This window comes from Agromyces protaetiae (assembly GCF_030866785.1).
Lineage (GTDB): Bacteria > Actinomycetota > Actinomycetes > Actinomycetales > Microbacteriaceae > Agromyces > Agromyces silvae.
Map to the genome: position 1 here is coordinate 2,534,043 of NZ_CP133018.1, position 25,059 is coordinate 2,559,101.

Sequence of the window (25,059 nt, forward strand, 5' to 3'; positions counted from 1 at the left end):
GGCGCGTCAGCGGGCGGTCCGACGCCGACGCGTCGGAGGAAGGCCTGGCGGGCTCAGCCGAAGCGGCGTGCGCCGGCTCGGGTCGTGCCGGTTGCGTGGGGCGTGGCTGCGCGGGGCCCGGTTGCGCGGGGCCCGGTTGCGCCGGGCCCGGTTGCGCGGGGCCGGGTTGCGCGGGGCCCGGTTGCGCCGGCGACCGGCGCGATGCCGGACGCGGCGGAAGCTCGCCGCGCAGGAGCGCGTGCCACTCGTCGCCGTCGCCGTCGTCGTGAGGATCGCGTGGCGCAGGGGGGAGCTGGGTCACGGGGGAACTGGCCCTTCGTCGCTGGAAAGCACCCGGCCGGGTGCGCTGCCCGACGCCCGCTCGGCATCGATTGCATGCTGAAGAATGATAACCGCGGCCGCCTGATCGATCACCGGACGCTGCTGGCGAGCCTTCTTTCCGGTCGCACGCAGGTGCTGCTGTGCGGTGACCGTCGACAGCCGTTCGTCGACGAGCCGCACCGGGCGGTCCTCGCCCACCGCGATCGCGAGCCGCGCCGCGAATGCGATGGCGTCCTCGGTCGATGCGGTGACCGCACCGGACAGCGACAACGGGTTGCCGACCACGAGCTCGACCGCGCCGTGCTCGTCGGCGAGCTCGACGATCCGCCGGACGTCGTCATCACCGTCGGCGCTCCGCGCCACGGTCTCCACCGGGACCGCGAGCACCGCGGCCGAGTCGCTGCGGGCGACGCCCACCCGCGCCCGCCCGACGTCGATGCCCAGCCGCACCCCTGGCCGCATGGCTACCGCCCGAACTCCGCTCGGACCGCTTCGAGCGCGGCGGGGATCGCGGACACGTCGTTGCCACCGCCCTGCGCGAGGTCGGGCTTTCCGCCGCCGCCGCCGCCGAGCGTCTTCGCCATCGCCTTGGCCAGTGCGCCGGCGTTCGCACCGGCATCGCGGGCGGCGGGCGAGGTCGCGACGATCGCCACGGGCTTACCGCCGACCTCGGCCGCGAGGGCGACCACGGACGCCGCGTCGCCGAGCCGGCCGCGTACCGCGGTCGCGAGCGACCGCAGCTCGTCGCCGGAGCCGAGGGTGCCCACCGACTCGGCGACGAGCAGCACGTCGCCGACACGCACCGCCCGGTCGGCGAGAGCCGGCACGCGATCGTTCAGGGCCTTGGCCTCGAACGCCTGGATCTTCCGCTCCGCGGACTTGAGGCTGCCCACGAGCTCGGACACGCGGTCGACCAGCTGATCGGGGCGGGTCTTCAGGCTCTGGGTCAGTTCGGTGACCAGTGCGCGCTCCGCGGCGAACTGCCGGAACGCCTCCGCGCCGACGAGCGACTCGACGCGTCGGTTCGAGGCGCCGACCGAGGACTCCCCGACGATATTGATCAGGCCGACCTCGGCGCTCGTGGAGACGTGCGTGCCCGCGCAGAGCTCCCGCGACCAGGGTCCGCCGATGTCGACCACGCGCACGACGTCGCCGTACTTCTCGCCGAAGAGCGCCATGGCCCCGAGGGACTTGGCCTCATCGAGCGGCATCTCGCGCGTCACGACCTGGAGGTTCGACCGGATGGCGTTGTTCGAGACCTCCTCGATCTCGCTCCGCGTCTCGGGCGAGATCGACTGGTTCCAGCCGTAGTCGAGCCGCAGGTAGCCGGCCTTGTTGAACGAACCGGACTGGTGCGCCGAGGGCCCGAGCACCTCCCGGAGCGCCGCGTGCACGAGGTGCGTGCCCGAGTGCGCCTGCGTCGCACCACGGCGGTAGTCCTCGTCGACGAGCGACGTGGCGGGGACCCCGACGCCCACCTCGCCGCGGGTGACCTTGACCGTGTGGCTGATGAGGCCCTTCACGGGCTTCTGCACGTCGAGCACCTCGAGCTCGAATCCGTCGCCCACGATCCGGCCGCGGTCGGGGGCCTGGCCGCCCGACTCGGCGTACAGCGAGGTCTCGGCGAGGATGATCTCGGCGGTCTGCCCCGCGGTCGCGAGCTGCGCAGGACGACCGTCGACGAGGATGCCGAGCACCGTCGACTCGGTCGCCAGGTCGGTGTACCCGCGGAAGATCGTCTCGCCCAGCGCCCGGAACTCGCCGTACACCGAGAGGTCCGCGAGCACCTTCTTCTTCGACTTGGCGTCGGCCTTCGCGCGCGTGCGCTGTTCGGTCATGAGCGCGTCGAACGCCGGCCGGTCCACGGAGAGGCCGGCCTCCTCGGCGATCTCGAGCGTGAGCTCGATCGGGAACCCGTACGTGTCGTGCAGGAGGAACGCGGTGTCACCCGGGAGCGCGCCGCCGGCGTGCTTGGTCTGCTCGACGGCGACGTCGAGGATCTCGGTGCCGGCCTCGAGGGTCCGCAGGAAGATCGCCTCCTCACCGAGCGCGAGCCGCTCGATGTGGGCGTAGTCGCGCTCGACCTCGGGGTACGCGGCCTTCATGGCGTCGCGGGACGCTGCGAACAGCTCGCGGAACGACGGCCCCTCGACCCCGAGCAGGCGCATCGCGCGGATCGACCGGCGGAGCAGGCGACGCAGGATATAGCCGCGACCCTCGTTCGACGGGGTCACGCCGTCGCTCATGAGCATCAGCGAAGACCGAACATGGTCGGCGATGACGCGCATGCGCACGTCGTCTTCGTGGTCGGCGCCGTACCGGCGGCCCGAGATCTCGGCGGCGGCGTCGAGCACGGGCCGCACCTGGTCGATCTCGTACATGTTGTCGACGCCCTGCTTGATGAACGCGACGCGCTCGAGCCCCATACCGGTGTCGATGTTCTTCTTCGGCAGTTCCTTGACGATCCGGAAGTCGGTCTTGGACTTCACGTCGTCGATCAGGTACTGCATGAAGACCAGGTTCCAGATCTCCACGTAGCGGTCGTCATCGGTCGCGGGACCGCCGTCGGCGCCGTACTCGGGGCCGCGGTCGAAGAAGATCTCCGAGCAGGGGCCCGCGGGGCCGGGCTGGCCCGTGTGCCAGTAGTTCGTGTCCTTGCCGAGCCGCTGGATGCGCTCGGGCGGCAGGCCCGCGACCCGTTCCCAGATCTGGATGGCCTCGTCGTCGTCCTCGTAGACGGTGACCCACAGCGCCTCCGGGTCGAACCCGTAGCCTCCGTCGGCCTCGGGGGTCGTCAGCAGCTCCCACGCGAACGAGATCGCACCCTCTTTGAAGTAGTCGCCGAAGGAGAAGTTGCCGTTCATCTGGAAGAACGTGCCGTGGCGGGGGGTCTTGCCGACCTCTTCGATGTCGTTCGTCCTGATGCACTTCTGCACGCTCGTCGCCCGCGGGTACGGCGCAGGGACGACCCCCGTGAGATACGGCACGAAGGGCACCATGCCGGCGACGGTGAAGAGGAGCGTCGGGTCGTCGGACACGAGCGAGGCCGAGGGCACGACCGTGTGGCCGCGCGCCGCGAAGAAGTCCAGCCAGCGCTGGCGGATGTCGGCAGTCTGCATGGTTCCGTATCTGTCGGGATCGGTCGGATCGGCCGGTGGGCGGACCCTGGTGCGGGCGGCTCGCCCGTCAGTCGGCGGTGGGCGCGCCGGTCGCGCGCAGCTCGGCGTCGCGTTCGTGATAGCCCTCGGCGATCGCCTGACCGAACGCCCTGGCCTTGGCGTTCACGCCGGCGAAGAACTCGCGGCCGGGTTCGGTCTTGTTGAACTGATGCGCCGCGACGAACCCCGCCGCCACGCCCGCGGCGAACCACAGCATGTTCTTCACGAGAATGCTCCCTGATCGTCTGCGCCGGCGCCGGGCGCCGACGGCTCCGGGCGGTGCCGGAGGGTCTGAGCACCCAGTCTAGTGGCGACGGATGCCACGGCAGCCGCGGCGGCCGGGTGCACCCGGCGCCCGGCAGGGCACGTCGTGGAACGCGAAACGGGGGCCGCGGGAAACCCGCGACCCCCGTCCTCGACGTGAGACGTCAGCGAGCGGCGTAGTACTCGACGACCAGCTGCACGTCACAGGTGACGGGAACCTCGGCGCGCTTCGGACGACGCACGAGCGTGGCCTGGAGCTTGTCGAGCTCGACCTCGAGGTAGCCCGGGGTCTTGGGCAGCACGTCGACGTGACCGCCGGCCGCGGCGACCTGGAAGGGCTCGGTGCCCTCGGAACGCTGCTTGACACCGATGACCTGGCCGGGCTTGACGCGGAACGAGGGGCGGTCGACGAGACGGCCGTCGACGGTGATGTGGCGGTGCACCACGAACTGGCGGGCCTGCGTGATCGTACGGGCGAAGCCGGCGCGGAGCACGAGCGCGTCGAGACGCATCTCGAGCAGCTCGACGAGGTTCTCACCGGTCAGGCCGTCGGTGCGACGGGCCTCGTTGAACGCGATGCGGAGCTGCTTCTCGCGGATGCCGTACTGGGCGCGGAGACGCTGCTTCTCGCGGAGCCGGACGGCGTAGTCGCTGTCCTGCTTGCGCTTGGTGCGGCCGTGCTCGCCGGGGGCGTACGGGCGCTTCTCCATGATGCGGGCGGCCTTCGGGGTGAGGGCGACGCCGAGCGCGCGGGAGAGGCGCGTCTTGCTGCGTGACTGGTTCGACACGGATGTGTCCTTTCAAAGATTTCTCGAACGGTGGGTCCCGGGCGCATGACGCGCCGGAAGTCTTGTCAGAGCCGAAACTCTTGTGAGAGGGATCCGCCACGGGGCGACCGGCTACAGGTCGCACCCCTTCGCCGGCGATCCCGCGCAGCCGCACGCGAGATCTGGCTTCAGGCCGTCGACCATGCTATCACGAGCGGTCACCGCGCACGATGCGCCGGAGCTTGGAGAGCCGCGCCGACACGTCGCGCTCGTTGCCGTGCTCGGTCGGCCGGTAGTACACGGCACCGGTGAGCCCCTCGGGCAGGTACTGCTGCTCGACCACACCGATCGCCTCGTCGTGCGGGTACCGATAGCCCTTGCCGTGGCCGAGGCGCTTCGCGCCCGGATAGTGCGCATCGCGAAGATGCTTCGGCACCCGGCCGGCCCGGCCCTCGCGGACATCGGCAATGGCCTGGTTGATGCCGAGATAGGCCGCGTTCGACTTCGGCGCGGTGGCGAGGTGCACGACCGCCTGCGCGAGCGGGATCCGCCCCTCCGGCATGCCGATGAACTGCACCGCGTCGGCCGCAGCCACCGCCACCCCCAGCGCAGTGGGGTCCGCCATGCCGATGTCTTCGCTCGCGAGCACGATGATGCGGCGCGCGATGAAGCGCGGATCCTCGCCGGCCTCGATCATGCGGGCGAGATAGTGCAGGGACGCATCGACATCGCTGCCGCGGACCGACTTGATGAACGCGCTGATGACGTCGTAGTGCTCGTCGCCGGCGCGGTCGTATCGGAGCAGGGCCCGGTCGACCGCGCGTGACACGATCTCGGCGGTGATGACCGGCCCCGAGGCATCCGCCGCATCCTCACCGCCGTCGTCGCCCTCGACGTGACCGCCGCCGTCGTCCGCATCACCGCCGTCGCCGGCCTCCTCGGCCTGCACGCCGGCCGCCGAGACCGAGGCCGCCTCGAGCGCGGTCAGCGCTCGACGCGCGTCGCCCGACGCGAGCCTCACGATGGCCGCGCGCGCTTCGGCGTCGAGCACGAAACGCCCGCCGAGTCCGCGCGGATCTTCGACCGCCCGGTCGACGAGCACACCGAGGTCCTCGTCGGACAGGGTCTCGAGCGTGAGCAGCAGCGAGCGCGACAGCAGCGGCGAGATGACCGAGAACGACGGGTTCTCGGTCGTCGCCGCGACGAGGATGACCCAGCCGTTCTCGACGCCCGGCAGCAGGGCGTCTTGCTGCGCCTTCGTGAACCGGTGGATCTCGTCGAGGAAGAGCACGGTCGACAGGCCGTAGAGATCGCGGCTGGACTGCGCCTCCTCCATGACCTGGCGCACATCGCGGACGCCGGCGGTCACGGCCGAGAGCTCGACGAACTTCCGCCCGGACGAGCGCGCGATCGCCTGGGCGATCGTGGTCTTGCCCGTGCCGGGCGGACCCCACAGGATGACCGACACCGAGCCTGTCGTGCCGGCGCGATCGCCGGCGAGGGCCCGGAGCGGCGAGCCGGGGCTGAGCAGATGACGCTGACCCGCGACCTCGTCGAGACTCGTCGGACGCATGCGCACCGCGAGCGGGGTCGCCCCCGTGCGCAATCCCGGGCCGGACTCCACCATGACGACCAGCGTAACCGGGCCCGCCGACACGGGCCCCGCTCGGGGAATTGAACAGGCACCCCTCGCCCCCGTACGATCTCGTCGCAGGAGTCCGGAAGCCGGAGTCCGGAGCCCGGAGTCCGGAAAAAGGAGCACGCGTGGCAGCGAACGACCGTCAGGCCCGAGAGGAACGCGCCCGGCTGCGCACCTACCAGGCACGTCAAGAGGTGCACCGGCGGAAGCAGCGCCGGCGGGTCCGCGACAACGTGATCGCCGCGGGCGCGCTCGTCGTGGTGCTCGTGCTCGCCGTCTCGGCCCAGCTGTTCTTCTTCGACGGCGGCCCCGGCGGCTCAGCGGCCTCCCCGTCGGCGAGCCCCGACCCGAGCGCCACTCCGGATGCGGATGAGCCCGATGCCGATGCGAACGCCGGCGAGGTCCCCTCCCCCGACCTCGCCGAGGATCGCACCTGGACGGGCGAGCTCACGCTCAACGGCATCCCGCTCGGCGTGGAGCTCGATGGCGCCGCCGCACCGCAGGCCGTGGCCTCCACGGTGAGCCTCACGCAATCCGGGTTCTACGACGGCGTGAGCTGTCACCGGCTGACCACGGCCGGCATCTTCGTGCTCCAGTGCGGCGATCCCGCCGGCGACGGCACCGGCGGGCCCGGCTACTCGTACGGACCGGTCGAGAACGCCCCGGCCGACAACGTCTACCCCGCCGGCACCCTCGCCATGGCGCGGCAGGGCGGCAACGCCTCGAGCCAGGGCAGCCAGTTCTTCGTCGTCTACGAGGACTCGACGATCCCCTCGGACCAGGCGGGTGGGTACACGGTCATCGGGCGTGTGACGAGCGGACTCGACGAGTTGCGCACGGCGGTGATCGACCCGGGCGTGACCGGCGGCGCCACCGACGGCGCTCCAGCCGTCCCGGTCACCATCGACGCCTTCACGCTCGAGTGACCCCAGCCGCGGCCCGGCGCGATTCCCGACCGATCCGCGTGCGCCGCCGTGCAATAGGCTGGTTCCAGTGCGCCGCCGAGGGCGGCATCCGACCACGACAGGTGAGGCCGTGACCGATTCAGTGCAGCAACCTTGGGGCCGCGTCGATGAGACGGGGACCGTCTTCGTGCGGACGGAGGACGGCGAGCGCGTCGTCGGACAGTACCCCGATGGCACCGCTGAGGAGGCCCTGGCCTACTTCGAGCGCAAGTACGCCGACCTCGCGGGTCAGGTGAGCCTGCTCGAGCAGCGAGTGCGACGCGGCGCCCCGGCGGCCGACGTCGCGAAGGCGGTCGCCCGGCTGCAGGAGTCGGTCGCGAATGCCAACGCGGTGGGCGACCTCGGCGCACTGTCCACGCGACTCGAGGCGCTCTCCGGCTCCGCGAAGGAGTTGACCGAGCAGCAGCACGCCGAGGCCAAGGCCGCGCTCGACGAGGCGATCGTCGAGCGCACCGCGATCGTGGAGGCCGCCGAGCGGCTGGCGGCGCAAGATCCCGCGAAGACGCAGTGGAAGCAGACGACGAGCGAGCTCGACGCGCTGTTCACGCGGTGGCAGAAGCACCAGCAAGACGGCCCCCGGCTCCCGAAGAACGAGGCCAACGAGCTCTGGAAGCGGTTCCGGACCGCGCGTTCGACGATCGAGCAGCACCGGAAGAGTTTCTTCGCCGAGCTCGACGCCGCACACCGCGACGTGCGCGCGCGCAAGCAGCAGCTCGTCGAGCGCGCCGAGGCGCTCGCCCCGCGCGGCGCCGACGGCGTCGGCGACTATCGCGCCCTGCTCGACGAGTGGAAGCTCGCGGGCCGCGCGGGCAAGAAGGTCGACGATGCGCTCTGGGCACGGTTCAAGGCCGCCGGCGATGTGCTCTTCCACGCGAAGGCCGAGATCGATGCGCAGGAAGACGAGGCCTACCGCGCCAATCTGGAGCAGAAGCTCGCCCTGCTGACCGAGGCCGAACCGCTGCTCACGGCGACCGACCCGGGTGCCGCGCGAACCACCCTGAGCCGGATCCAGCGGCAGTGGGACGAGATCGGCCGGGTCCCCCGCGACCAGGTCCGCCCGGTCGAGGACCGCTTGCGGAAGATCGAGCAGCACGTGCGCTCGCTCGAGGACGAGCGCTGGCAGCGCGAGGATCCCGAGAAGAAGGCCCGCTCGGAGGGGCTCGCCGGGCAGCTGCAGGACGCCATCGAGAAGCTCGAGTCGGAGCTCTCCGACGCCGAGGCGAGCGGGGATGCGAACGCGGCGGCCACCGCGCGGGAGGCGCTCGAGGCGCGTCGCGCGTGGCTCAAGGCCGTCGGCGGCTGACTCCGCCTGCGCGGTCCTCCACAGCGCACCGGCGAACGGACTCTCCACAGCTTCCTCGCGGATCGCGAGCCGTCGGCGCGCCGTGCCTCACGATGGACGGATGACCCGGATCCCGAGTGTGCTCGGCACTGACGACCTCTCCCTCGCCGAGCTCTGCGCGGCACGGATCGACGGCGATGTCGGCGCCATGCACGGCGTGTTCGTCCCGGTCGATGAGCCGGACCTGCCGGCGCTCCGGGCTGCGGCACTCGCGGTCGGCATCGACCGGTCGCTCATCCTCGACCGCCGCTCGGCAGCCTGGGTGCACGGCGCGCTCCCGGTGCCGCCGCACGAGCTCCAGCTGTGCCGGTCGTCGACCGCACGGAGCACCGCGCACCCGGGCGAGCCCCGCATCCGCGAGCTCGTCATCGCCGAAGACGAGCTCGTCGAGTATCTGGGCGTGCGCTGCACCTCGCCGGCGCGGACCGCCTTCGACCTGCTCCGCGACCCGGAGGAACCATCCCATGAGGTCGAGCAGATCGTCGGGCGCCTGCTGGCGACCCACGGCGACGTCGAACGCGAGCTCCGGGCGCGTCTGGTGACCTCAGCGAGGTTGCCGTACCGCGCCCTCGCCGTCGGCCGCCTCGCGCGTGCGCTCGACGCGGCTCACCCGTCGGCGACTCGATAGACGTCGTACACGGCATCGATGCGGCGAACGGCGTTCAGGACCCGGTCGAGATGGGTCGTGTCGCCCATCTCAAAGACGAACTTGCTCAGTGCCAGTCGATCGGTCGACGTCGAGACGTTTGCGGAGAGGATGTTGACGTGGTGCTCCGACAGCACCCGGGTGACGTCGGAGAGCAGGCCGGCGCGGTCGAGCGCTTCGATCTGGATCTGCACCAGGAAGACGCTCTTCGAGCTCGGCGCCCATTCCACGTCGATCATGCGCTCGGGCTCGCGCAGCAGCGACTGCACGTTGTGGCAGCTCGCCTGATGCACCGAGACGCCTGCGCCGCGCGTGACGAAGCCGACGATCTCGTCGCCCGGCACCGGCGTGCAACACCGCGCGAGCTTGACGAGGATGTCGGGTGCGCCGCGAACGAGGACGCCCGAGTCGCTCCGCGGCAGCTGGCGCGGCCTCGCCGAGATCGGCAGACCGGGCTCGTCGCTCTCGTCGACCTCGCGCACCTGCGCGAGCACCTTCTCGAGCACCGACTGGGTCGACACGTGCCCTTCGCCGACGGCCGCGTACAGCGCGGACACGTCGTCGTAGCGCAGCTGCGCGGCGACCTCGGCGAACGACTCCTGGCTCATCAGCTTCTGCAGGGGCAGGTTCTGTTTGCGCATGGCGCGCGCGATCGCGTCGCGGCCGTGCTCGATCGCCTCGTCGCGGCGCTCCTTCGTGAACCACTGACGGATCTTGTTCCGCGCCCGCGGACTCTTGACGAAGGTGAGCCAGTCTTTGCTCGGCCCGGAGTCGGGGTTCTTCGAGGTGAACACCTCGACCACGTCACCGCTCGACAGCTCGCTCTCGAGCGGTACGAGCCGGCCGTTCACCTTGGCGCCCATCGTCCGGTGCCCGACCTCGGTGTGCACGGCGTACGCGAAGTCGATCGGGGTGGCACCGGACGGCAGGCCGATCACACGGCCTTTCGGTGTGAAGACGTAGACCTCTTTCGCGCCGATCTCGAAGCGGAGCGAGTCGAGGAACTCCCCCGGGTCGGCCGTCTCGGCCTGCCAGTCCGAGATGTGGGCGAGCCAGGCCATGTCGGTCTCGGTCGCGCCGGCCTTCTCGTCGGTGCGCCCGCCCGCCATGCGCTCTTTGTACTTCCAGTGCGCGGCGACGCCGTACTCGGCCCGCTGGTGCATGTCGTGGGTGCGGATCTGGATCTCCACCGCCCGGCCCTTCGGGCCGATGACGGTCGTGTGCAGCGACTGATAGAGGTTGAACTTCGGGGTCGCGATGTAGTCCTTGAAGCGCCCGGGCAGCGGCGTCCAGCGCGCATGGATGGCGCCGAGCACGGCGTAACAGTCGCGGACGCTGTTCACCAGCACCCGGATCCCGACCAGATCGTAGATCTCGTCGAACTCGCGGCCGCGCACGATCATCTTCTGGTAGATCGAGTAGAACTGCTTCGGCCGCCCCATGACCTTGCCGCGGATTCGCGCGGCCTTGAGGTCGTCGCTCACGAGGTCGATGACGTTCTGGACGAACTCCTCGCGCTGCGGGGTGCGCTGTTTCACGAGACTCTCGATCTCGGCGTAGAGCTTCGGGTAGAGCACCGCGAACGACAGGTCCTCGAGCTCCCACTTGATGGTCTGGATGCCGAGCCGGTGCGCGAGCGGCGCGTAGATCTCGAGCGTCTCGGTCGCCTTGCGTTCGGCGTTCGCCGCGGGCACGAACCCCCAGGTGCGTGCATTGTGCAGCCGATCGGCGAGCTTGATGATGAGCACGCGGATGTCTTTGGACATCGCCACGATCATCTTGCGAACGGTCTCGGCCTGCGTGGAGTCGCCGTATTTGACCTTGTCGAGCTTGGTGACGCCGTCGACGAGCATCGCGATCTCGTCGCCGAAATCAGCGCGGACCTGGTCGAGCGTGTAGGCGGTGTCTTCGACCGTGTCGTGCAGCAGTGCCGCGGCCACCGTCTTCGAGCCGATGCCGAGGTCGGCGAGGATCTGCGCCACCGCGATCGGGTGCGTGATGTACGGTTCGCCGCTCTTGCGCGTCTGGCCGTCGTGTGCGCGATCGGCCTTCTGATACGCGCGTTCCACGAGCGCGAGATCGGCCTTCGGGTGGTGCATGCGCACCGTCCGGAGCAGGGTGTCGACGGCACCGGTCGATTGCGCCCGCGAGAAGATCCGAGGCACGAGACGGCGCAGCGAAGCGGTCTGATTGACCCCGGTCTCCGTCACGCGCACCTCCAGAGTTCGATTATCGCCGCTTCAGACGGCGTCGCGGCCGCACGCGGCCATGCTCTGGGCGAACGTCGGGCTCTGGGCGAACGTCGGGCTCGGGGCGACCGTCATGCCGTGGCGACCGTCGCCGCACCGTCGGCAGCGCCGGCCCGCGCGCGCTCCTTCAGCACCTTCTCGTCGTGCCGCTTGATCGCGGGCTCACCCTCGCGCAGCTGCGAGTACAGCGGCGCGGCGAGGAAGACGGTCGACCAGGTGCCGACGAGGATGCCGATGAGCAAGGCGAGCGAGATGTCGCGGAGCGTGTCGGCCCCGAGCACCCCCGCACCGATGAAGAGGATCGCGGCCACGGGCAGCGCCGCGACGACCGACGTGTTGATCGACCGCACCAGCGTCTGGTTCACGGCGAGGTTCACCGACTCGGCGAACGTGCGTCTGGACTCGCTGCCGTCTTCCGCCGTGTTCTCGCGGACCTTGTCGAACACCACGACGGTGTCGTACAGCGAGTACGACAGGATCGTCAGGATGCCGATCATGGCGGCGGGGCTGAGCTCGAACCCGACGGCGGCGTAGATGCCGACCGTCGCGATCAGGTCGGCGACGAGCGCGATCATGGCCGCCACCGACATCTTGATCGTCCTGAAGTACAACGCCATGATCACCGCGGCGAGCAGCAGGAATGCGACCAGACCCACCAGCGTCTGTCTGGTGACGTCGGCACCCCAGGTCGGCCCGATGAACGTCGCCGTGACCTCGGTCTCTGGGACGTCGTACGCCGAGGCCAGGGCGGTCGTCAGTTCGCGGGTCTCTTCTTGCGACAGCTGCTCGGTCTGTACGCGCACACCGTCGCCGCCGACGATCGCGACCCTCGGCACGGAGCCGGGGACGACCTCCTGCACGGCCGCTTCGGCCGGGCCGGCCGAGGCCTCTTGCACGCCGACGATCTGGAACTGGGACCCGCCGCGGAACTCGATGGACAGGTTCACGCCGCGGATGAGCGGGATCGCGACGGCCAGGATGAGCACCGCGGCCACGATCACGTACCACTTCCGGCGACCGCCGACGAAGTTGAATGAACGCTTGCCGGTGTAGAGGTCGTTGCCGAACCGGGTCAGGCGGCTTGCGTTGGCCATCAGGACTCCTTGCCTTCGTCGGAGACGGCAACGCTCTCGTCAGAGCGGGCACCGACGCCGACGCCGGCCTTCCGCTCCGCGATCGTCTGCCGCTTCTGCGCTTCCCGCTGGCTCGCCGCCGTCTTCTTGCCCGCAGCGACGGGTGCGCGGAACTCGGCGCGACCGCGATAGACGGCTCCCAATGCGGTCGGGTCGAGCCCAGACCACGAGTTGCCCGACGAGAAGAACTTGGTCTGCGCGAGCAGCTGCAGCATCGGGTGCGTGAACAGGATCACGACGATGACGTCGATGATCGTGGTCAGACCGAGCGTGTAGGCGAAGCCCTTCACGCTGCCGACCGCGAGGATGAACAGCACGACCGCGGCGAGCAGGTTCACGCCCTTCGAGGCGAGGATCGTGCGGAACGCCCGCTTCCAGCCCGCCTCGACCGCGCCGACCAGCAGGCGGCCGTCACGCAACTCGTCGCGCACACGTTCGAAGTAGATGATGAACGAGTCGGCCGTGAAGCCGATCGCGACGATCAGACCCGCGATACCGGCCAGCGACAATCGATAGCCCTCGCGCCACGACAGGATCGTGATCATCAGATACGTGATGATGCCGGCGATGATCAGCGATGCGATGGTCACCGACGCCAAAGCTCGATATTGGAAGAGCGTGTAGACCACGACCAGGATCAGACCGATCAGACCCGCCACGAGGCCCGACTGCAGCTGCGACGTGCCGAGCGTGGGCGAGATCGTGTCGGACGACTGCACCGTGAAGCTGATCGGCAGCGCGCCGAACTTCAGCTGATCGGCGAGGGCCTTGGAGGACTCCTGGGTGAACTGGCCGGTGATCTGCGGACGACCGTCGGTGATCACGCCGTTCATCGACGGCGCCGACAGCACCGCACCGTCGAGCACGAAGGCGAACTGGTCGCGCGGGGTCTGGCCCTGCAGCCCGTACAGTCGCGTCGAGACCGCCGCGAAGTCTTCGGTGCCCGTGCCGTCGAACACGATGTTGACGGCCCACTGACCGGTCTGGCCACCCGTGCTCGTCTGCACCATGCCGTTGGTCGCGTCGACGATGTTCTCGCCCGAGACCTCGACCGGGCCCAGCAGGTACTTCGCCGTGCGCGACTGGTCGCAGGTCACGAGCGGCTCGGCGGCCGGCGCGACGTTCGTCTCGGTCTCGTCGAGTGCGGCGCAGTCGAACGCGTCGTACTCGGCCTGGAGGGCCGGCGTGACCCAGTTCAGGTCGCTGCCGTCGGTCGGCTCCACCGTCGGCTCGGTCTCGAGGCCCTCGGCCGGATCGGCGGCGTCGGGCGACTCCGTCGGGTCGATCTGCTGCGTCGTCGCGGCGCCGGCGAGGAGCACGGGCCGAAGCTCGAGCTTGGCCGAGGATTCGATGCGGGCCCGGGTCTGGTCGTCGAGCTCGCCCGGGATGCGGACCACGACGTTGTTGCCCTCGGTGTTGATCTCGGCCTCGGCGACGCCGGAGGCGTCGACGCGCTGGCGGATGATCGAGACGGCCTGATCGAGCTGCTCCTGGGAGGCGCTCTGTCCGTCTTCGAGCTGCGGCGCGAGGATGATCTGCGTGCCGCCCTCGAGGTCGAGCGCGAGCTTCGGCGTCCAGGACCCGCCGCCCCAGATCACGCCAGCGGCGTTCACCGCGAACAGGCCGACGATGATCACGCCGAGCCAGGTGAGGGATCGCCAGGCCTTGCGGACCGGCGCGGGGCGGGAGGACCGCTTGGATGGTGCAGCCACGATGTGAGCCTTCTCTGCAGGCGCCTCCACCGTCACTGGTGCAAGGCGCGGGTGAGGTGAGTCCTAGTCGTCCGACTTCTTCTTGGTGTCGGGCTGCTCGTCGGCCGGGGCGTCGTCGAGACGCTGTCCGAACTCGGGCTCTGCGGTGAGCTCGTCGGGCACCGTGTCGGCGACGACCGACTCGCCCCCGGGCTGGACCTCGTCGACCACCCGGGCGACGACCTGGCGGTGCACGGTGACCACGGTGCCCGGGGCGATCTCGAGTTCGACCTTGTTCTCTTCTTCGTCCATCGAGGTGATCGTGCCGAACATGCCGAAGTTGGTCATGACCGTGGCTCCGGGAACCACCTTCGACTGGAGCTCACGTGCGTCGGCTTGGCGCTTCCGCGAGTTGCGGAACATGAAGAAGATCAGCACCGCCAGGATGGCGAGCATGATAATAGTGAACGGATCGAAAACCATGGGGTGCGGGAACCTTTCGCGTGCGTGAGCGCACACTTCGAGAGCATGGGGGCCTAAGGCCTCTCAGATTATAGATCATCAAGCGGAAGCGCCGTTGAACTCTCCACAGTCTGGTTCGTGAGACCGAAGTGCCGCCAGGCCGCGGGCGTCGCCACCCGGCCCCGCGGAGTCCGCGTGATGAGCCCGATGCGGACGAGGAACGGCTCGACCACGGCCTCGATCGTCTCGGCCTCCTCGCCGGTCGAGACCGCGAGCGTGTTGAGCCCCACCGGCCCGCCACCGAACCGGGTAAGCAGCGTCTGCATGACGGCGCGGTCGAGGCGGTCGAGCCCGAGCTCGTCGACGTCGTAGAGCTCGAGCGCCGCCTTGACGGCGTCGAGGTCGGCGCCGGTGCCCGGCCGCCCGGAATCCGATGCGGCGTGCACGAGCGCGTAGTCGCGGACGCGGCGGAGCAGCCGGTTCGCGATCCGCGGCGTTCCGCGGCACCGGCCGGCGATCTCGGCCACCGCCGCCCGGTCGATGCGGAGCCCGAGCATGGTCGCGGCACGGGCGAGCACCTGCTCGAGCTCAGCCTCGTCGTAGAACTCGAGGTGCGCGGTGAACCCGAACCGGTCGCGGAGCGGATTGGGCAGCAACCCGGAACGAGTCGTCGCACCGACCAGCGTGAAGGGCGCGAGGTCGAGCGGGACCGATGTGGCACCCGCGCCCTTGCCGACCATGATGTCGATGCGGAAGTCCTCCATCGCGAGGTACAGCATCTCTTCGGCCGACCGCGCCATGCGGTGGATCTCGTCGATGAAGAGCACCTCGCCGGGCACGAGCGAACTCAGGATCGCGGCGAGATCTCCGGCGTGCTGGATCGCCGGGCCGCTCGACATGCGCAGCGGCCGGCCGCTCTCGTGCGCGACGATCATGGCGAGCGTGGTCTTGCCGAGCCCGGGAGGACCGGCGAGGAGGATGTGATCGGGCGTGCGCTGCTGCAGCGTCGCAGCCGTGAGCAACAGCTGCAGCTGCCCGCGCACGCGGCTCTGCCCGACGAACTCCTGCAGGCTCTTCGGACGCAGCGCCCCCTCGAACGCGAGCTCGGCCTCGTTCGCCAGCTCGGGATCGGTGAGGTCCTCGTCGCGGTCGGTCATCGCGACCTGCCACTCTGCTGTGCGGGGCCGAGCCGCGCCAGGGTGAGCCTGAGCAGCGCGGGCACCGATGCCGCATCGGCGTCGGACGCCGCGGCCATCGTCTCCTCGACCGCATCGGAAGCGACCCGCTCGGTCCAGCCGAGGCCGGTCAGCGCGGCGAGCACGCTGTCGGCGACGCTCCCCGTGACGACGGCGCCCGCCGGGGCGGCCGCGGTGCGGCCCGTCGAGCGCACCTTGCCGGCGAGCGACACGACGATGAGCTTCGCCGTCTTCGGGCCGATGCCGCTGACCTTGCGGAACGCCGCGTCGTCTTCACGCTCGACCGCCTGTGCGATCTGTTCGGGCGAGAGCGCCGAGAGCACCCCGAGCGCGGACTTGGGACCGACGCCCGTGACCCCGATGAGGATCTCGAAGACCTCGAGCTCGTCGCGACCCGCGAACCCGAACAGGGTCAGGGCGTCTTCACGGACGATGAGCGAGGTGTGCAGCGCGGCCTCTTCACCTTCACGACTGGCGAGCGCGAGGGCCGGGGTCGTGTTGACGAAGAAGCCGACGCCCCCGACCTCGAGGACGACGGAGCCGCCGGCTGCCTGGAGCACCCGGCCACGGAGGGAGGAGATCACGCCTTCAGCCTACGTGCGGCCCCCGACACCGCCGCGGAGCGTTCGGCGGCGCGCCACGCGCGCTGCGCCGGCGTGAGCCCCGCCGAGTCTTCGTCTGGACGGCGCGTCGACGAGGCATCCGTCACCGCCTGGCCGACCACCCCGCCGACCCGCCACGCATGGCAGACCGCGAGCGCGAGGGCGTCCGCGGCGTCCGCGGGCTTCGGCACCGCGTCGAGGCCGAGGATCCGAGCGATCATGGCGCCCACCTGCTTCTTGTCGGCCCGGCCGTACCCGGTGATCGCCGCCTTGACCTCACTCGGCGTGTGCAGCGCGACCGGCAGCGCACGCCGGGCGGCGATCAGCATCGCGACGCCCGAGATCTGGGCGGTGCCCATGATCGTCGAGACGTCGCTCCTGGCGAAGACGCGCTCGAGTGCGACCGCCTGCGGCCGGTGCTCCTCGAAGATCGCCTCGAGTCCCTCGGCGATCCGCGCCAGCCGACGCTCGATGGAGAGGTCGGTGGACGAGCGCAGCACCACGACGTCGACGAGCCGCGCGCTGCGATTCGGCTCCACGTCGACCACGCCGACGCCGCACCGGGTCAGCCCGGGATCGACGCCGAGCACGCGCACGGCCAGACCCCCTAGTCCTCGGCCTCGAGCTCGGCCTGCACCTCGGCGCTGAGGTCGAAGTTGCTGTACACGTTCTGCACGTCGTCGCTGTCTTCGAGCGCGTCGATGAGCCGGAACACCTTGCGCGCGGTGTCGGCGTCGACCTCGACCTTGAGGTTCGGCACGAACTCGACGTCGGCCGACTCGTAGTCGAGCCCCGCCTCTTGCAGCGCGACGCGCACCGCGACCATGTCGGACGGGTCGGTGATGACCTCGAAGCCCTGCGCGTGCGGCTCGATCTCTTCGGCGCCCGCCTCGAGCGCGGCCATCATCACGTCGTCTTCGGTCGTCCCCTCGCCTGAGACCACGATGACGCCCTTGCGCGAGAAGTTGTAGGCCACCGAACCGGGGTCGGCGAGCGTGCCGTTGTTGCGGTTCAGGCCGGTGCGCACCTCTGCGGCGGCCCGGTTCTTGTTGTCGGTGAGCACCTCGATCATCATCGCGACGCCCGACGGGCCGTACGCCTCGTACGTGATGCTCTGGTACTCGACGGCCTCGCCGCCGATGCCCGCACCGCGCTTGATCGCGCGATCGATGTTGTCGTTCGGCACCGACGTCTTCTTGGCCTTCTGCACCGCGTCGTAGAGCGTCGGGTTGCCGGCCAGGTCGGCGCCGCCCATCTTTGCGGCGACCTCGATGTTCTTGATCAGCTTGGCGAACGACTTGGCGCGCCGTGCGTCGATGACGGCCTTCTTGTGCTTGGTCGTCGCCCACTTGGAATGCCCGGACATGCGTCTCCTGAATCGAGTCTCGAGCGGATGCCGCTCAGGCCCCGCGCCTGCCCATTCTAGCGAGGGGCGTCCGGCGCGGCGCTCAGGCGAGCAGGCTGCGTCAGGCGAGCAGGCTGCGTCAGCCGAGGATCTTGTGCAGCGTGCGCAGATTGCGGTTGGTCGTCGTCGGCGCGAAGCGCGGCTTGCCGAGCATCTTGCCGAACGGTGTGTGCAGGGTGGTGCCCTTCACCGGGTTCCAATAGAGCACCGAGTCCCCGGGGCGGATCGGGTCGGCATCGGGGTCGAGGTCGCCCGCGGCCTCGACGAGTTCGTCGATCACCTCGGGCTTCGAGGCGAACACCACGTACGGCTGACGCGTCGCGTCGTGCTCGTCGAACGGGAACCCATCGACGACCCGCTCGAGCGCATCGCGCGTCACGAGCACGATCCACGCGTCGTACCCGAACCGGTCACCCAGCGCGGCTTCGATACGGCGCTTGAGCGCTGCGTCATCCTTCACGGATGCCTCGAACCGCACATTCCCACTCGCGAGCACCGTGCGCACCGCGTCGAACCCGAGCTCCTCGAACACCTCACGCAGCTCGCCGCTCTTGATCGTCACGCCCCCGACGTTCACCCCGCGCAACAGCGCAACATACCCGGTCATGCGTCGAGCGTACGCCCGACCCCTCCCCGCAACGGGGACGCACAGGGTCGCTCCGACTGGCTGCGAGCGACGAGATGCGTCCCCACTCGGCTGGTCGGAGATCTACGCGCCGACGCGCGCTCGCACCTTCTCGAGGAAGTAGGCGTGGAAGCGGTGCTCGCCCGTGATCTCGGGGTGGAAGCTCGTGCCGAGCAGGTCGCCCTGCTCGACCGCGACGACGCGGCCGTCGGCGAGCGAGGCGAGGGGCGTCGCCCGCTCCCCCACCGACTCGACGACCGGTCCGCGGATGAACGCCGCGTGCACGGGGTCGGCACCGAGCGCCGGCACGTCGAGGTCGGTCTCGAACGACTGGTTCTGCGAGCCGAACGCGTTGCGCCGGACGACGACATCGAGGCCGCCGAAGGTGCGCTGGCCTTCGATCGCGTCGAGCAGCGTGTCGGCCAGCATGATGAGCCCGGCACACGTGCCGTAGACCGGCAGGCCCGCGCCGATCGCGGCGCGAAGCGGTTCGGCGAGCCCGTACGCCCGCGACAGCTTGTCCATGACGGTCGATTCGCCGCCGGGGATCACGAGCCCGTCGATCACGGCGAGCTCCTCCGGCCGCCGGATCAGCTCGACTTCGGCGCCGAGCGAGCTCAGCACGCGCGCGTGCTCACGGAAGTCGCCCTGGAGGGCGAGCACGCCGACGCGCGGACCTCCGCCCGGAGCATCCGCCCGCCCGAGCGACTCGCCTCGGAGCGTCACCGCGTTCGTCACCAGCCGCGCTCGGCCAGCCGGTGCGGCGCCGCGAGGTCGGCGACGTTGATGCCGACCATCGCCTCGCCGAGACCGCGCGAGACCTCGGCGATCACGGACGCGTCGTCGTAGAACGTCGTCGCCTTGACGATCGCGGCCGCGCGCTCGGCCGGGTTGCCCGACTTGAAGATGCCCGAGCCGACGAACACGCCGTCGGCACCGAGCTGCATCATCATGGCGGCGTCGGCCGGCGTCGCGACGCCGCCGGCGACGAAGAGCACGACGGGCAGCTTGCCGGTCTCGGCGACCTCGGCGACGAGCTCGTACGGGGCCTGGAGCTCCTTCGCGGCGACGTAGAGCTCGTCCTTGGTCATCGACTTCAGCTGGTTGATCTCCGAGCTGATCTTGCGGATGTGCTTGGTCGCCTCCGACACGTCCCCCGTGCCGGCCTCGCCCTTCGAGCGGATCATCGCCGCGCCCTCGTTGATGCGCCGGAGCGCCTCGCCGAGGTTCGTCGCCCCGCAGACGAACGGCGTGTTGAACGCCCACTTGTCGATGTGGTTGACGTAGTCGGCCGGCGAGAGCACCTCGGACTCGTCGATGTAGTCGACGTCGAGCGCCTGCAGCACCTGCGCCTCGACGAAGTGCCCGATGCGGGCCTTCGCCATGACGGGGATCGAGACCTCGGCGATGATCGCCTCGATGAGATCGGGGTCGCTCATGCGCGCGACGCCGCCCTGTGCGCGGATGTCGGCCGGCACCCGCTCGAGCGCCATGACCGCGACCGCACCGGCGTCCTCGGCGATGCGCGCCTGCTCGGCGGTGACGACATCCATGATGACGCCGCCCTTCAGCATCTCGGCGAGGCCCCGCTTGACGCGGCTCGAACCAGTCTCGGCAATGCTCATCGGGGCTTCCCTTCATCGGATGACGCGCGTTCGCGCAGACATGCGGCCATGTGGACAACGCGTTCGCTTGACCTAGGCCAAAAGGTAGCATGGACCGGGCCTACACTCGAGAGCAGCATGGATCGTGAATTGACCCTCCAGATCGCGGGCCGCTCGGCCGCCGACATCGCCGCGAGCGTGCGCGAACTGATCGAACGCGGTGCGCTGCTCCCTGGCGACCCGCTCCCGCCCGTGCGCGCCCTCGCCGACGACCTCGGCGTGAACCGCAACACCGCGGTCGCGGCGTACCGGCAGCTCACGCAGGCCGGTGTCGTCGTCACCCGCGGCCGCGGCGGCACGCACGTCGCCGACCGGTCCGCGGTGGCGCAAGAGGGCTTCGCGGCCGACAACGTGCTCCGCGACGTCGCGACCGGCAACCCCGACCCCGACCTCATCCCCGACCCGTCCACCGCGCTCGCGCGCGTCGCGGGTCGCCCCGTGCTCTACGGCGAGCCGGTCATCGACCCCGGGCTCGAACACTGGGCGCGCGAGTGGATGAGTGCCGACCTGGCACCCGCCGACCTCCGACTGACCATCACGAGCGGTGCCGCCGACGCAGTCGAGCGGCTCCTCGCCCAGGCCCTCGTCCGCGACGACGCCGTGGCGCTCGAGGATCCATGCTTCCTCACGAGCATCCACACGGTGCGCGTGGGCGGCTACCGGGTCGTCCCGGTCCCCATCGACGACGAGGGCATGACCGTCGAGGGCCTGCGCCACGCGCTCGAGCAGGGCGTGCGCGCGATCGTGTGCACCCCGCGCGCGCAGAACCCGACTGGCGCGAGCGTCTCGGCGCGCCGGGCCGAGGCGCTGCGGGCGGTGCTTCGCGCGCACCCGTACGTGCTCGTCATCGAGGACGACCACTTCTCGATGCTCTCGCGGCAGCCGTTCCACTCCCTGATCGGCCCCGAGCACCGGCGCTGGGCGCTCGTGCGCTCGGTGTCCAAGTTCCTGGGCCCCGACATGTGCCTCGCGGTGACCGCCTCAGATCCCGACACCGGCGAGCGTCTCGCGATGCGGCTCACGCCGGGGACCACCTGGGTGAGTCATCTGCTGCAGCGGCTGACGCTCGCGCTCGTGACCGATCCCGACGTCGCGGCGGGCATCGAGGCGGCCGGCGCGCACTACGCCGAGCGCAATCGCGCGTTCGCCGCACGGCTGACCGCGCTCGGCGTGCCCGCGACGGCCGGCGACGGCGTCAACCTCTGGGTCGCGCTTCCGGTGCCGGCCCGTGACGTCTCGGAGCAGCTCATGCGGCGCGGCTGGCTCGCGCGTGCCGGCGACGCCTTCGTGCTCGCCGACGCGCCGGCAGCACGCCGGCTCCGGTTGACCGTGCACGATCTGAACGACACTGACGCCGACCGCCTCGCCAGCGACATCGCCGCCGCGGTTCGCGCGGCCGGAGGGCGGCTCGTCGCCGCAGACACGACCTCCCCAGAACAGGCCAGAGACAAGGAAGCACCCGTCCAATGAGAGTCCTCTCCATCCAGTCCGCCGTGGCGTACGGCCACGTCGGCAACTCCGCAGCCGTGTTCCCGCTGCAGCGCATCGGCGTCGAGGTGATGCCGGTGTACACCGTGAACTTCTCCAACCACACGGGCTACGGGGCGTGGCGCGGCCCGCTGATCGCCCCCGACGATGTCCGCGACGTCATCACCGGCATCGAGGAGCGCGGTGCGTTCACCGACACGGACGTCGTGCTCTCGGGCTACCAGGGCGGAGAGGGCATCGCCGACGTCATCCTCGAGACGGTGGCACGGGTCAAGGCGGCGAATCCGGGCGCGATCTACTCCTGCGACCCGGTCATGGGCAACGCCAAGAGCGGATGCTTCGTGGCGCCCGCGATCCCGATCCTGCTGCGCGACCGCGTCGTGCCCGCGGCCGACCTGATCACGCCGAACCAGTTCGAGCTCGGCTTCCTCACCGACACCGAGCCCGACACGCTCGAGTCGACGCTGGTCTCGGCCGACCTGATCCGCGCGACCGGCCCGCGCACCGTGTTGGTCACGAGCGTCGAACGGCCCGACCGTCCCGAGGGCACGATCGAGATGCTCGCGGTCGACGACCGCGGCGCGTGGATCGTGCAGACGCCCATGCTGCCGATGAAGGCGAACGGCTCGGGCGACGTCACGGCGGCGCTGTTCACGGCGCACTACCGTCGCACCGGTGACGCGGCAGACGCGCTCGCGCGCACCACGTCGAGCGTCTTCGACCTGCTCACGCGCACCTATGAATCCGGCGCGCGCGAGCTGCAGCTCGTCGAGTCGCAGGAGGCGTACGCGCACCCGAGCATGCAGTTCACGGTCCAGCAGGTGCGCTGAGCCCGGCCACGAGCGAGCGGATGCCTCGTGCGCGCGCCGCACGAGGCATCCGCTCGACTGACTAGCGTTGAGGCCAGGCGTCCGCGATCTCTTGACGGACCTCGCCGAGCAGGCGCGGCAGCGCCTTGGTGCCCGCGATGATCGGGAAGAAGTTCGAGTCCAGCGCCCAGCGGGGCACGATGTGCTGGTGCAGGTGCTCCGCGATGCCGGCGCCCGCGATGCGGCCCTGGTTCATGCCGATGTTGAACCCGTCGCACTTCGAGACCTGCTTCAGCACGCGCATCGCGATCTGCGTGAGCTCACCGATCTCGGCGACCTCCTCTGGGTTCGCCTCGTCGTAGGTCGGGATGTGCCGGTACGGGCACACCAGCACGTGCCCGCTGTTGTACGGGTAGAGGTTCAGCAGCACATAGGCGTGCTCGCCTCGCGCGACGATGAGCGACTGCTCGTCGGAGAGCTCGGGCGCCCGGCAGAACGGGCATGCGTGCTCGTCGGGCTGCTGCCCGTGCTGGATGTAGACCAGTCGGTGCGGCGTCCAGAGACGCTGGAAGGCGTCGGGCACCGCCGCCAGGTCGCTCGAGAGCTGCGTGGGCACGCCCTCGAACTCGTCAGCGCCGTAGGCCGTCATGCGAACAGGTCGTCCCGCGTCGAGATCTGCCGGTGCTCGTCGATGGCGTCGCGGATCCGCGCGATCGCGTCGGCGACGGGCACCCCGTTCTCCTGTGTGCCGTCACGGAACCGGAAGCTCACCGTCTCGGCGCTGCGGTCGTTCTCACCCGCGATGAGCAGGAACGGCACCTTGTCTTTCGTGTGCGTGCGGATCTTCTTCTGCATGCGGTCGTCGGTCGAGTCGAGCTCGGCGCGCACGCCCGCACCCTTCAGCTGGGTCAGGATGGCGCCGAGGTAGGGCGCGTACTCGTCGGCGACCGGGATGCCCACGACCTGCACCGGCGCGAGCCAGGCCGGGAAGGCGCCCGCATAGTGCTCGAGCAGGATCGCGAAGAACCGCTCGACCGAGCCGAGCAGCGCCCGGTGGATCATGGCGGGCTGCTTCTGTGTGCCGTCGGCTGCGGCGTAGCGCAGCTCGAACAGCTCGGGCTGGTTGAAGTCGAGCTGCACGGTCGACAGCTGCCAGGTCCGGCCGATCGCGTCGCGCGCCTGCACCGAGATCTTCGGTCCGTAGAACGCGGCCCCGCCCGGGTCGTCCACGAGCTCGAGGCCCGAGTCGACCGCGACCTCGCGGAGGGTCGCCGTCGCCTGCTCCCAGAGCGCGTCGTCGCCGACGTACTTCACCGGGTCCTTGGTCGACAGCTCGAGGTAGAAGTCGGTCAGCCCGTAGCCACGCAGCGTCTCGAGCACGAACGCAAGCTGGCTGGCGACCTCGTCCTTGATCTGCTCGTCGGTCACATAGATGTGCGCGTCGTCCTGCGTGAGACCGCGGACCCGGGTGAGCCCCGAGAGCGTGCCGCTCTTCTCATAGCGATACACGGTGCCGAACTCGGCCAGCCGGAGCGGCAGCTCGCGGTACGACCGGCCGCGCGCGCGGAACACGAGGTTGTGCATCGGGCAGTTCATGGGCTTCAGGTAGTAGTCCTGCCCCTGCCGGGTGACGTTGCCCTCGGCGTCGACCTCTTCGTCGAGGTGCATGGGCGGGAACATGCCGTCGGCGTACCAGTTGAGGTGCTGACTGACCTCGTAGAGGTGCGCCTTGGTGATGTGCGGGGTGTTGACGAAGTCGTATCCGTTCGCCAGCAGCTGCCGGCGCAGGTACTCCTCCATCTCGTACCGGATGATGCCGCCCTTGGGGTGGAACACCGCGAGGCCCGAGCCGATCTCGTCGGGGAAGCTGAACAGGTCGAGCTCGCTGCCGAGCTTGCGGTGGTCGCGCTTCGCGGCCTCCTCGAGGCGGGTCTGGTACGCGCGGAGCTCGTCTTTCGTCGGCCACGCGGTGCCGTAGATGCGCTGCAGCTGCGGGTTCTTCTCCGACCCGCGCCAGTAGGCCGCGGCGACGCGCATGAGCGCCCAGCCGTTGCCGATCATGCGCGTGTTCGGCAGGTGCGGGCCGCGGCAGAGGTCCTTCCAGACCACGTCGCCCGTCTTCGGGTCGACATTGTCGTAGATCGTCAGCTCGCCGGCGCCCACCTCGACCGACTCGTGGTCGTCGCCGCTCGACTCACCGTGCCCGGCGTGCCCTTTGAGACCGATGAGCTCGAGCTTGTAGGGCTCGTCCGCGAGCTCGGCGCGCGCCTCGTCGTCGGTGACGACGCGCCGGATGAACCGCTGCCCCGAGCGGACGATGCGCGCCATCTCTTTGTCGAGCGCCTTGAGGTCTTCGGGGGTGAACGGCTGCGCGACGTCGAAGTCGTAGTAGAAGCCGTCGGTGACGGGCGGCCCGATGCCGAGCTTCGCCTCGGGATTGATCGTCTGCACGGCCTGCGCGAGCACGTGCGCGGTCGAGTGGCGCAGGATCGAGAGCCCGTCGGGCGAGTCGATCGTCACGGGCTCGACCGTGTCGGCTTCGGTGACCGTCGTGGCCAGATCCTTGAGCTCGCCGTTGACGCGCATCGCGACAACGGATCGGTCGGTGAAGAGCTCGAAGCCGTCGGCCACTG

General features: G+C 70.1%; 24 protein-coding genes. 6 read left to right on the plus strand and 18 right to left on the minus strand.

The window, feature by feature from the left end; all coding sequences use genetic code 11:
• Positions 1 to 67 precede the first annotated feature (67 nt).
• Positions 68 to 382: a pentapeptide repeat-containing protein gene (locus tag QU602_RS19130; RefSeq protein ID WP_373692806.1), complete on the plus strand. Its 315-nt coding sequence runs from the start codon at positions 68 to 70 to the stop codon at positions 380 to 382.
• Here QU602_RS19130 and ruvX read toward each other — a convergent pair.
• The 5 genes from ruvX to QU602_RS11690 form a co-directional block, all read right to left on the minus strand.
• Positions 298 to 783: a Holliday junction resolvase RuvX gene (gene ruvX, locus QU602_RS11670; protein ID WP_308796630.1), complete on the minus strand. Its 486-nt coding sequence runs from the start codon at positions 781 to 783 to the stop codon at positions 298 to 300. The genes QU602_RS19130 and ruvX overlap by 85 nt on opposite strands.
• 2 nt (positions 784 to 785) lie before the next feature.
• Positions 786 to 3,440 carry an alanine--tRNA ligase gene (alaS, locus tag QU602_RS11675; protein WP_308796631.1) on the minus strand — a complete coding sequence of 885 codons (2,655 nt, stop codon included), beginning with the start codon at positions 3,438 to 3,440 and terminating at the stop codon, positions 786 to 788.
• Between the two features lie 67 nt (positions 3,441 to 3,507).
• Positions 3,508 to 3,705 carry a hypothetical protein gene (locus QU602_RS11680; RefSeq protein ID WP_373692807.1) on the minus strand — a complete coding sequence of 66 codons (198 nt, stop codon included), beginning with the start codon at positions 3,703 to 3,705 and terminating at the stop codon, positions 3,508 to 3,510.
• A gap of 202 nt (positions 3,706 to 3,907) precedes the next feature.
• Complete coding sequence (gene rpsD / locus QU602_RS11685; protein ID WP_308796632.1) at positions 3,908 to 4,531, minus strand: 30S ribosomal protein S4; 624 nt, start codon at positions 4,529 to 4,531, stop codon at positions 3,908 to 3,910.
• Positions 4,532 to 4,718: 187 nt separating this feature from the next.
• The gene (locus QU602_RS11690) at positions 4,719 to 6,137 is read right to left on the minus strand and encodes a replication-associated recombination protein A (RefSeq protein WP_308796633.1); all 1,419 of its coding nucleotides are present in this window, start codon (positions 6,135 to 6,137) and stop codon (positions 4,719 to 4,721) included.
• Positions 6,138 to 6,274: 137 nt separating this feature from the next.
• On the opposite strand from QU602_RS11690, the gene QU602_RS11695 reads away from it, so the two are divergent.
• From QU602_RS11695 to QU602_RS11705, 3 genes are all read left to right on the plus strand, one after another.
• Positions 6,275 to 7,075, plus strand: coding sequence for a peptidylprolyl isomerase (locus QU602_RS11695; RefSeq protein ID WP_308796634.1), 801 nt, complete (start codon positions 6,275 to 6,277; stop codon positions 7,073 to 7,075).
• A 109-nt stretch (positions 7,076 to 7,184) separates the two neighbouring features.
• Positions 7,185 to 8,417, plus strand: a complete 1,233-nt coding sequence (locus QU602_RS11700; RefSeq protein ID WP_308796635.1) for a DUF349 domain-containing protein — start codon at positions 7,185 to 7,187, stop codon at positions 8,415 to 8,417.
• 100 nt (positions 8,418 to 8,517) lie between these two features.
• Entirely contained in the window at positions 8,518 to 9,084 is a 567-nt protein-coding gene (locus QU602_RS11705; RefSeq protein WP_308796636.1) for a hypothetical protein, read from the plus strand.
• Here the strand turns inward: QU602_RS11705 and QU602_RS11710 are convergent.
• The 11 genes from QU602_RS11710 to pdxS form a co-directional block, all read right to left on the minus strand.
• Entirely contained in the window at positions 9,063 to 11,312 is a 2,250-nt protein-coding gene (locus QU602_RS11710; protein WP_308796637.1) for a RelA/SpoT family protein, read from the minus strand. The genes QU602_RS11705 and QU602_RS11710 overlap by 22 nt on opposite strands.
• 110 nt (positions 11,313 to 11,422) lie before the next feature.
• Positions 11,423 to 12,445, minus strand: coding sequence for a protein translocase subunit SecF (secF, locus tag QU602_RS11715; protein ID WP_308796638.1), 1,023 nt, complete (start codon positions 12,443 to 12,445; stop codon positions 11,423 to 11,425).
• The gene (gene secD / locus QU602_RS11720) at positions 12,445 to 14,196 is read right to left on the minus strand and encodes a protein translocase subunit SecD (protein ID WP_308796639.1); all 1,752 of its coding nucleotides are present in this window, start codon (positions 14,194 to 14,196) and stop codon (positions 12,445 to 12,447) included. The genes secF and secD overlap by 1 nt, the downstream gene beginning before the upstream one ends.
• Positions 14,197 to 14,259: 63 nt before the next feature.
• On the minus strand, positions 14,260 to 14,658 hold the full coding sequence (yajC, locus tag QU602_RS11725; protein WP_308796640.1) for a preprotein translocase subunit YajC: 399 nt from the start codon (positions 14,656 to 14,658) through the stop codon (positions 14,260 to 14,262).
• A gap of 68 nt (positions 14,659 to 14,726) precedes the next feature.
• Complete coding sequence (gene ruvB, locus QU602_RS11730) at positions 14,727 to 15,794, minus strand: Holliday junction branch migration DNA helicase RuvB (RefSeq protein WP_308796641.1); 1,068 nt, start codon at positions 15,792 to 15,794, stop codon at positions 14,727 to 14,729.
• Positions 15,791 to 16,417, minus strand: coding sequence for a Holliday junction branch migration protein RuvA (gene ruvA, locus QU602_RS11735; RefSeq protein ID WP_308796642.1), 627 nt, complete (start codon positions 16,415 to 16,417; stop codon positions 15,791 to 15,793). The genes ruvB and ruvA overlap by 4 nt, the downstream gene beginning before the upstream one ends.
• The gene (ruvC, locus tag QU602_RS11740; RefSeq protein ID WP_308796643.1) at positions 16,414 to 17,031 is read right to left on the minus strand and encodes a crossover junction endodeoxyribonuclease RuvC; all 618 of its coding nucleotides are present in this window, start codon (positions 17,029 to 17,031) and stop codon (positions 16,414 to 16,416) included. Before ruvC ends, ruvA begins: the two co-directional genes overlap by 4 nt.
• A gap of 11 nt (positions 17,032 to 17,042) precedes the next feature.
• Positions 17,043 to 17,801 (minus strand): YebC/PmpR family DNA-binding transcriptional regulator, encoded by a 759-nt coding sequence (locus tag QU602_RS11745; RefSeq protein ID WP_308796644.1) that lies wholly within the window; start codon positions 17,799 to 17,801, stop codon positions 17,043 to 17,045.
• 118 nt (positions 17,802 to 17,919) lie between these two features.
• A complete protein-coding gene (locus QU602_RS11750) occupies positions 17,920 to 18,447 on the minus strand; it encodes a DUF1697 domain-containing protein (protein ID WP_308796645.1) in 528 nt (175 codons plus the stop codon).
• Positions 18,448 to 18,549: 102 nt separating this feature from the next.
• Positions 18,550 to 19,203 carry a pyridoxal 5'-phosphate synthase glutaminase subunit PdxT gene (pdxT, locus tag QU602_RS11755; protein WP_373692808.1) on the minus strand — a complete coding sequence of 218 codons (654 nt, stop codon included), beginning with the start codon at positions 19,201 to 19,203 and terminating at the stop codon, positions 18,550 to 18,552.
• Positions 19,200 to 20,090, minus strand: a complete 891-nt coding sequence (pdxS, locus tag QU602_RS11760) for a pyridoxal 5'-phosphate synthase lyase subunit PdxS (protein WP_308796646.1) — start codon at positions 20,088 to 20,090, stop codon at positions 19,200 to 19,202. Before pdxS ends, pdxT begins: the two co-directional genes overlap by 4 nt.
• 117 nt (positions 20,091 to 20,207) lie before the next feature.
• Here pdxS and QU602_RS11765 point away from each other — a divergent pair, with 117 nt between their 5' ends.
• Both QU602_RS11765 and pdxY read left to right on the plus strand, forming a co-directional pair.
• The gene (locus tag QU602_RS11765; protein ID WP_308796647.1) at positions 20,208 to 21,599 is read left to right on the plus strand and encodes an aminotransferase class I/II-fold pyridoxal phosphate-dependent enzyme; all 1,392 of its coding nucleotides are present in this window, start codon (positions 20,208 to 20,210) and stop codon (positions 21,597 to 21,599) included.
• Positions 21,596 to 22,447: a pyridoxal kinase PdxY gene (gene pdxY / locus QU602_RS11770; RefSeq protein WP_308796648.1), complete on the plus strand. Its 852-nt coding sequence runs from the start codon at positions 21,596 to 21,598 to the stop codon at positions 22,445 to 22,447. Before QU602_RS11765 ends, pdxY begins: the two co-directional genes overlap by 4 nt.
• 61 nt (positions 22,448 to 22,508) lie before the next feature.
• On the opposite strand, the gene QU602_RS11775 is transcribed toward pdxY, so the two are convergent.
• A complete protein-coding gene (locus QU602_RS11775; RefSeq protein WP_308796649.1) occupies positions 22,509 to 23,075 on the minus strand; it encodes an HIT family protein in 567 nt (188 codons plus the stop codon).
• Complete coding sequence (thrS, locus tag QU602_RS11780; RefSeq protein ID WP_308796650.1) at positions 23,072 to 25,057, minus strand: threonine--tRNA ligase; 1,986 nt, start codon at positions 25,055 to 25,057, stop codon at positions 23,072 to 23,074. The genes QU602_RS11775 and thrS overlap by 4 nt, the downstream gene beginning before the upstream one ends.
• Positions 25,058 to 25,059 lie beyond the last annotated feature (2 nt).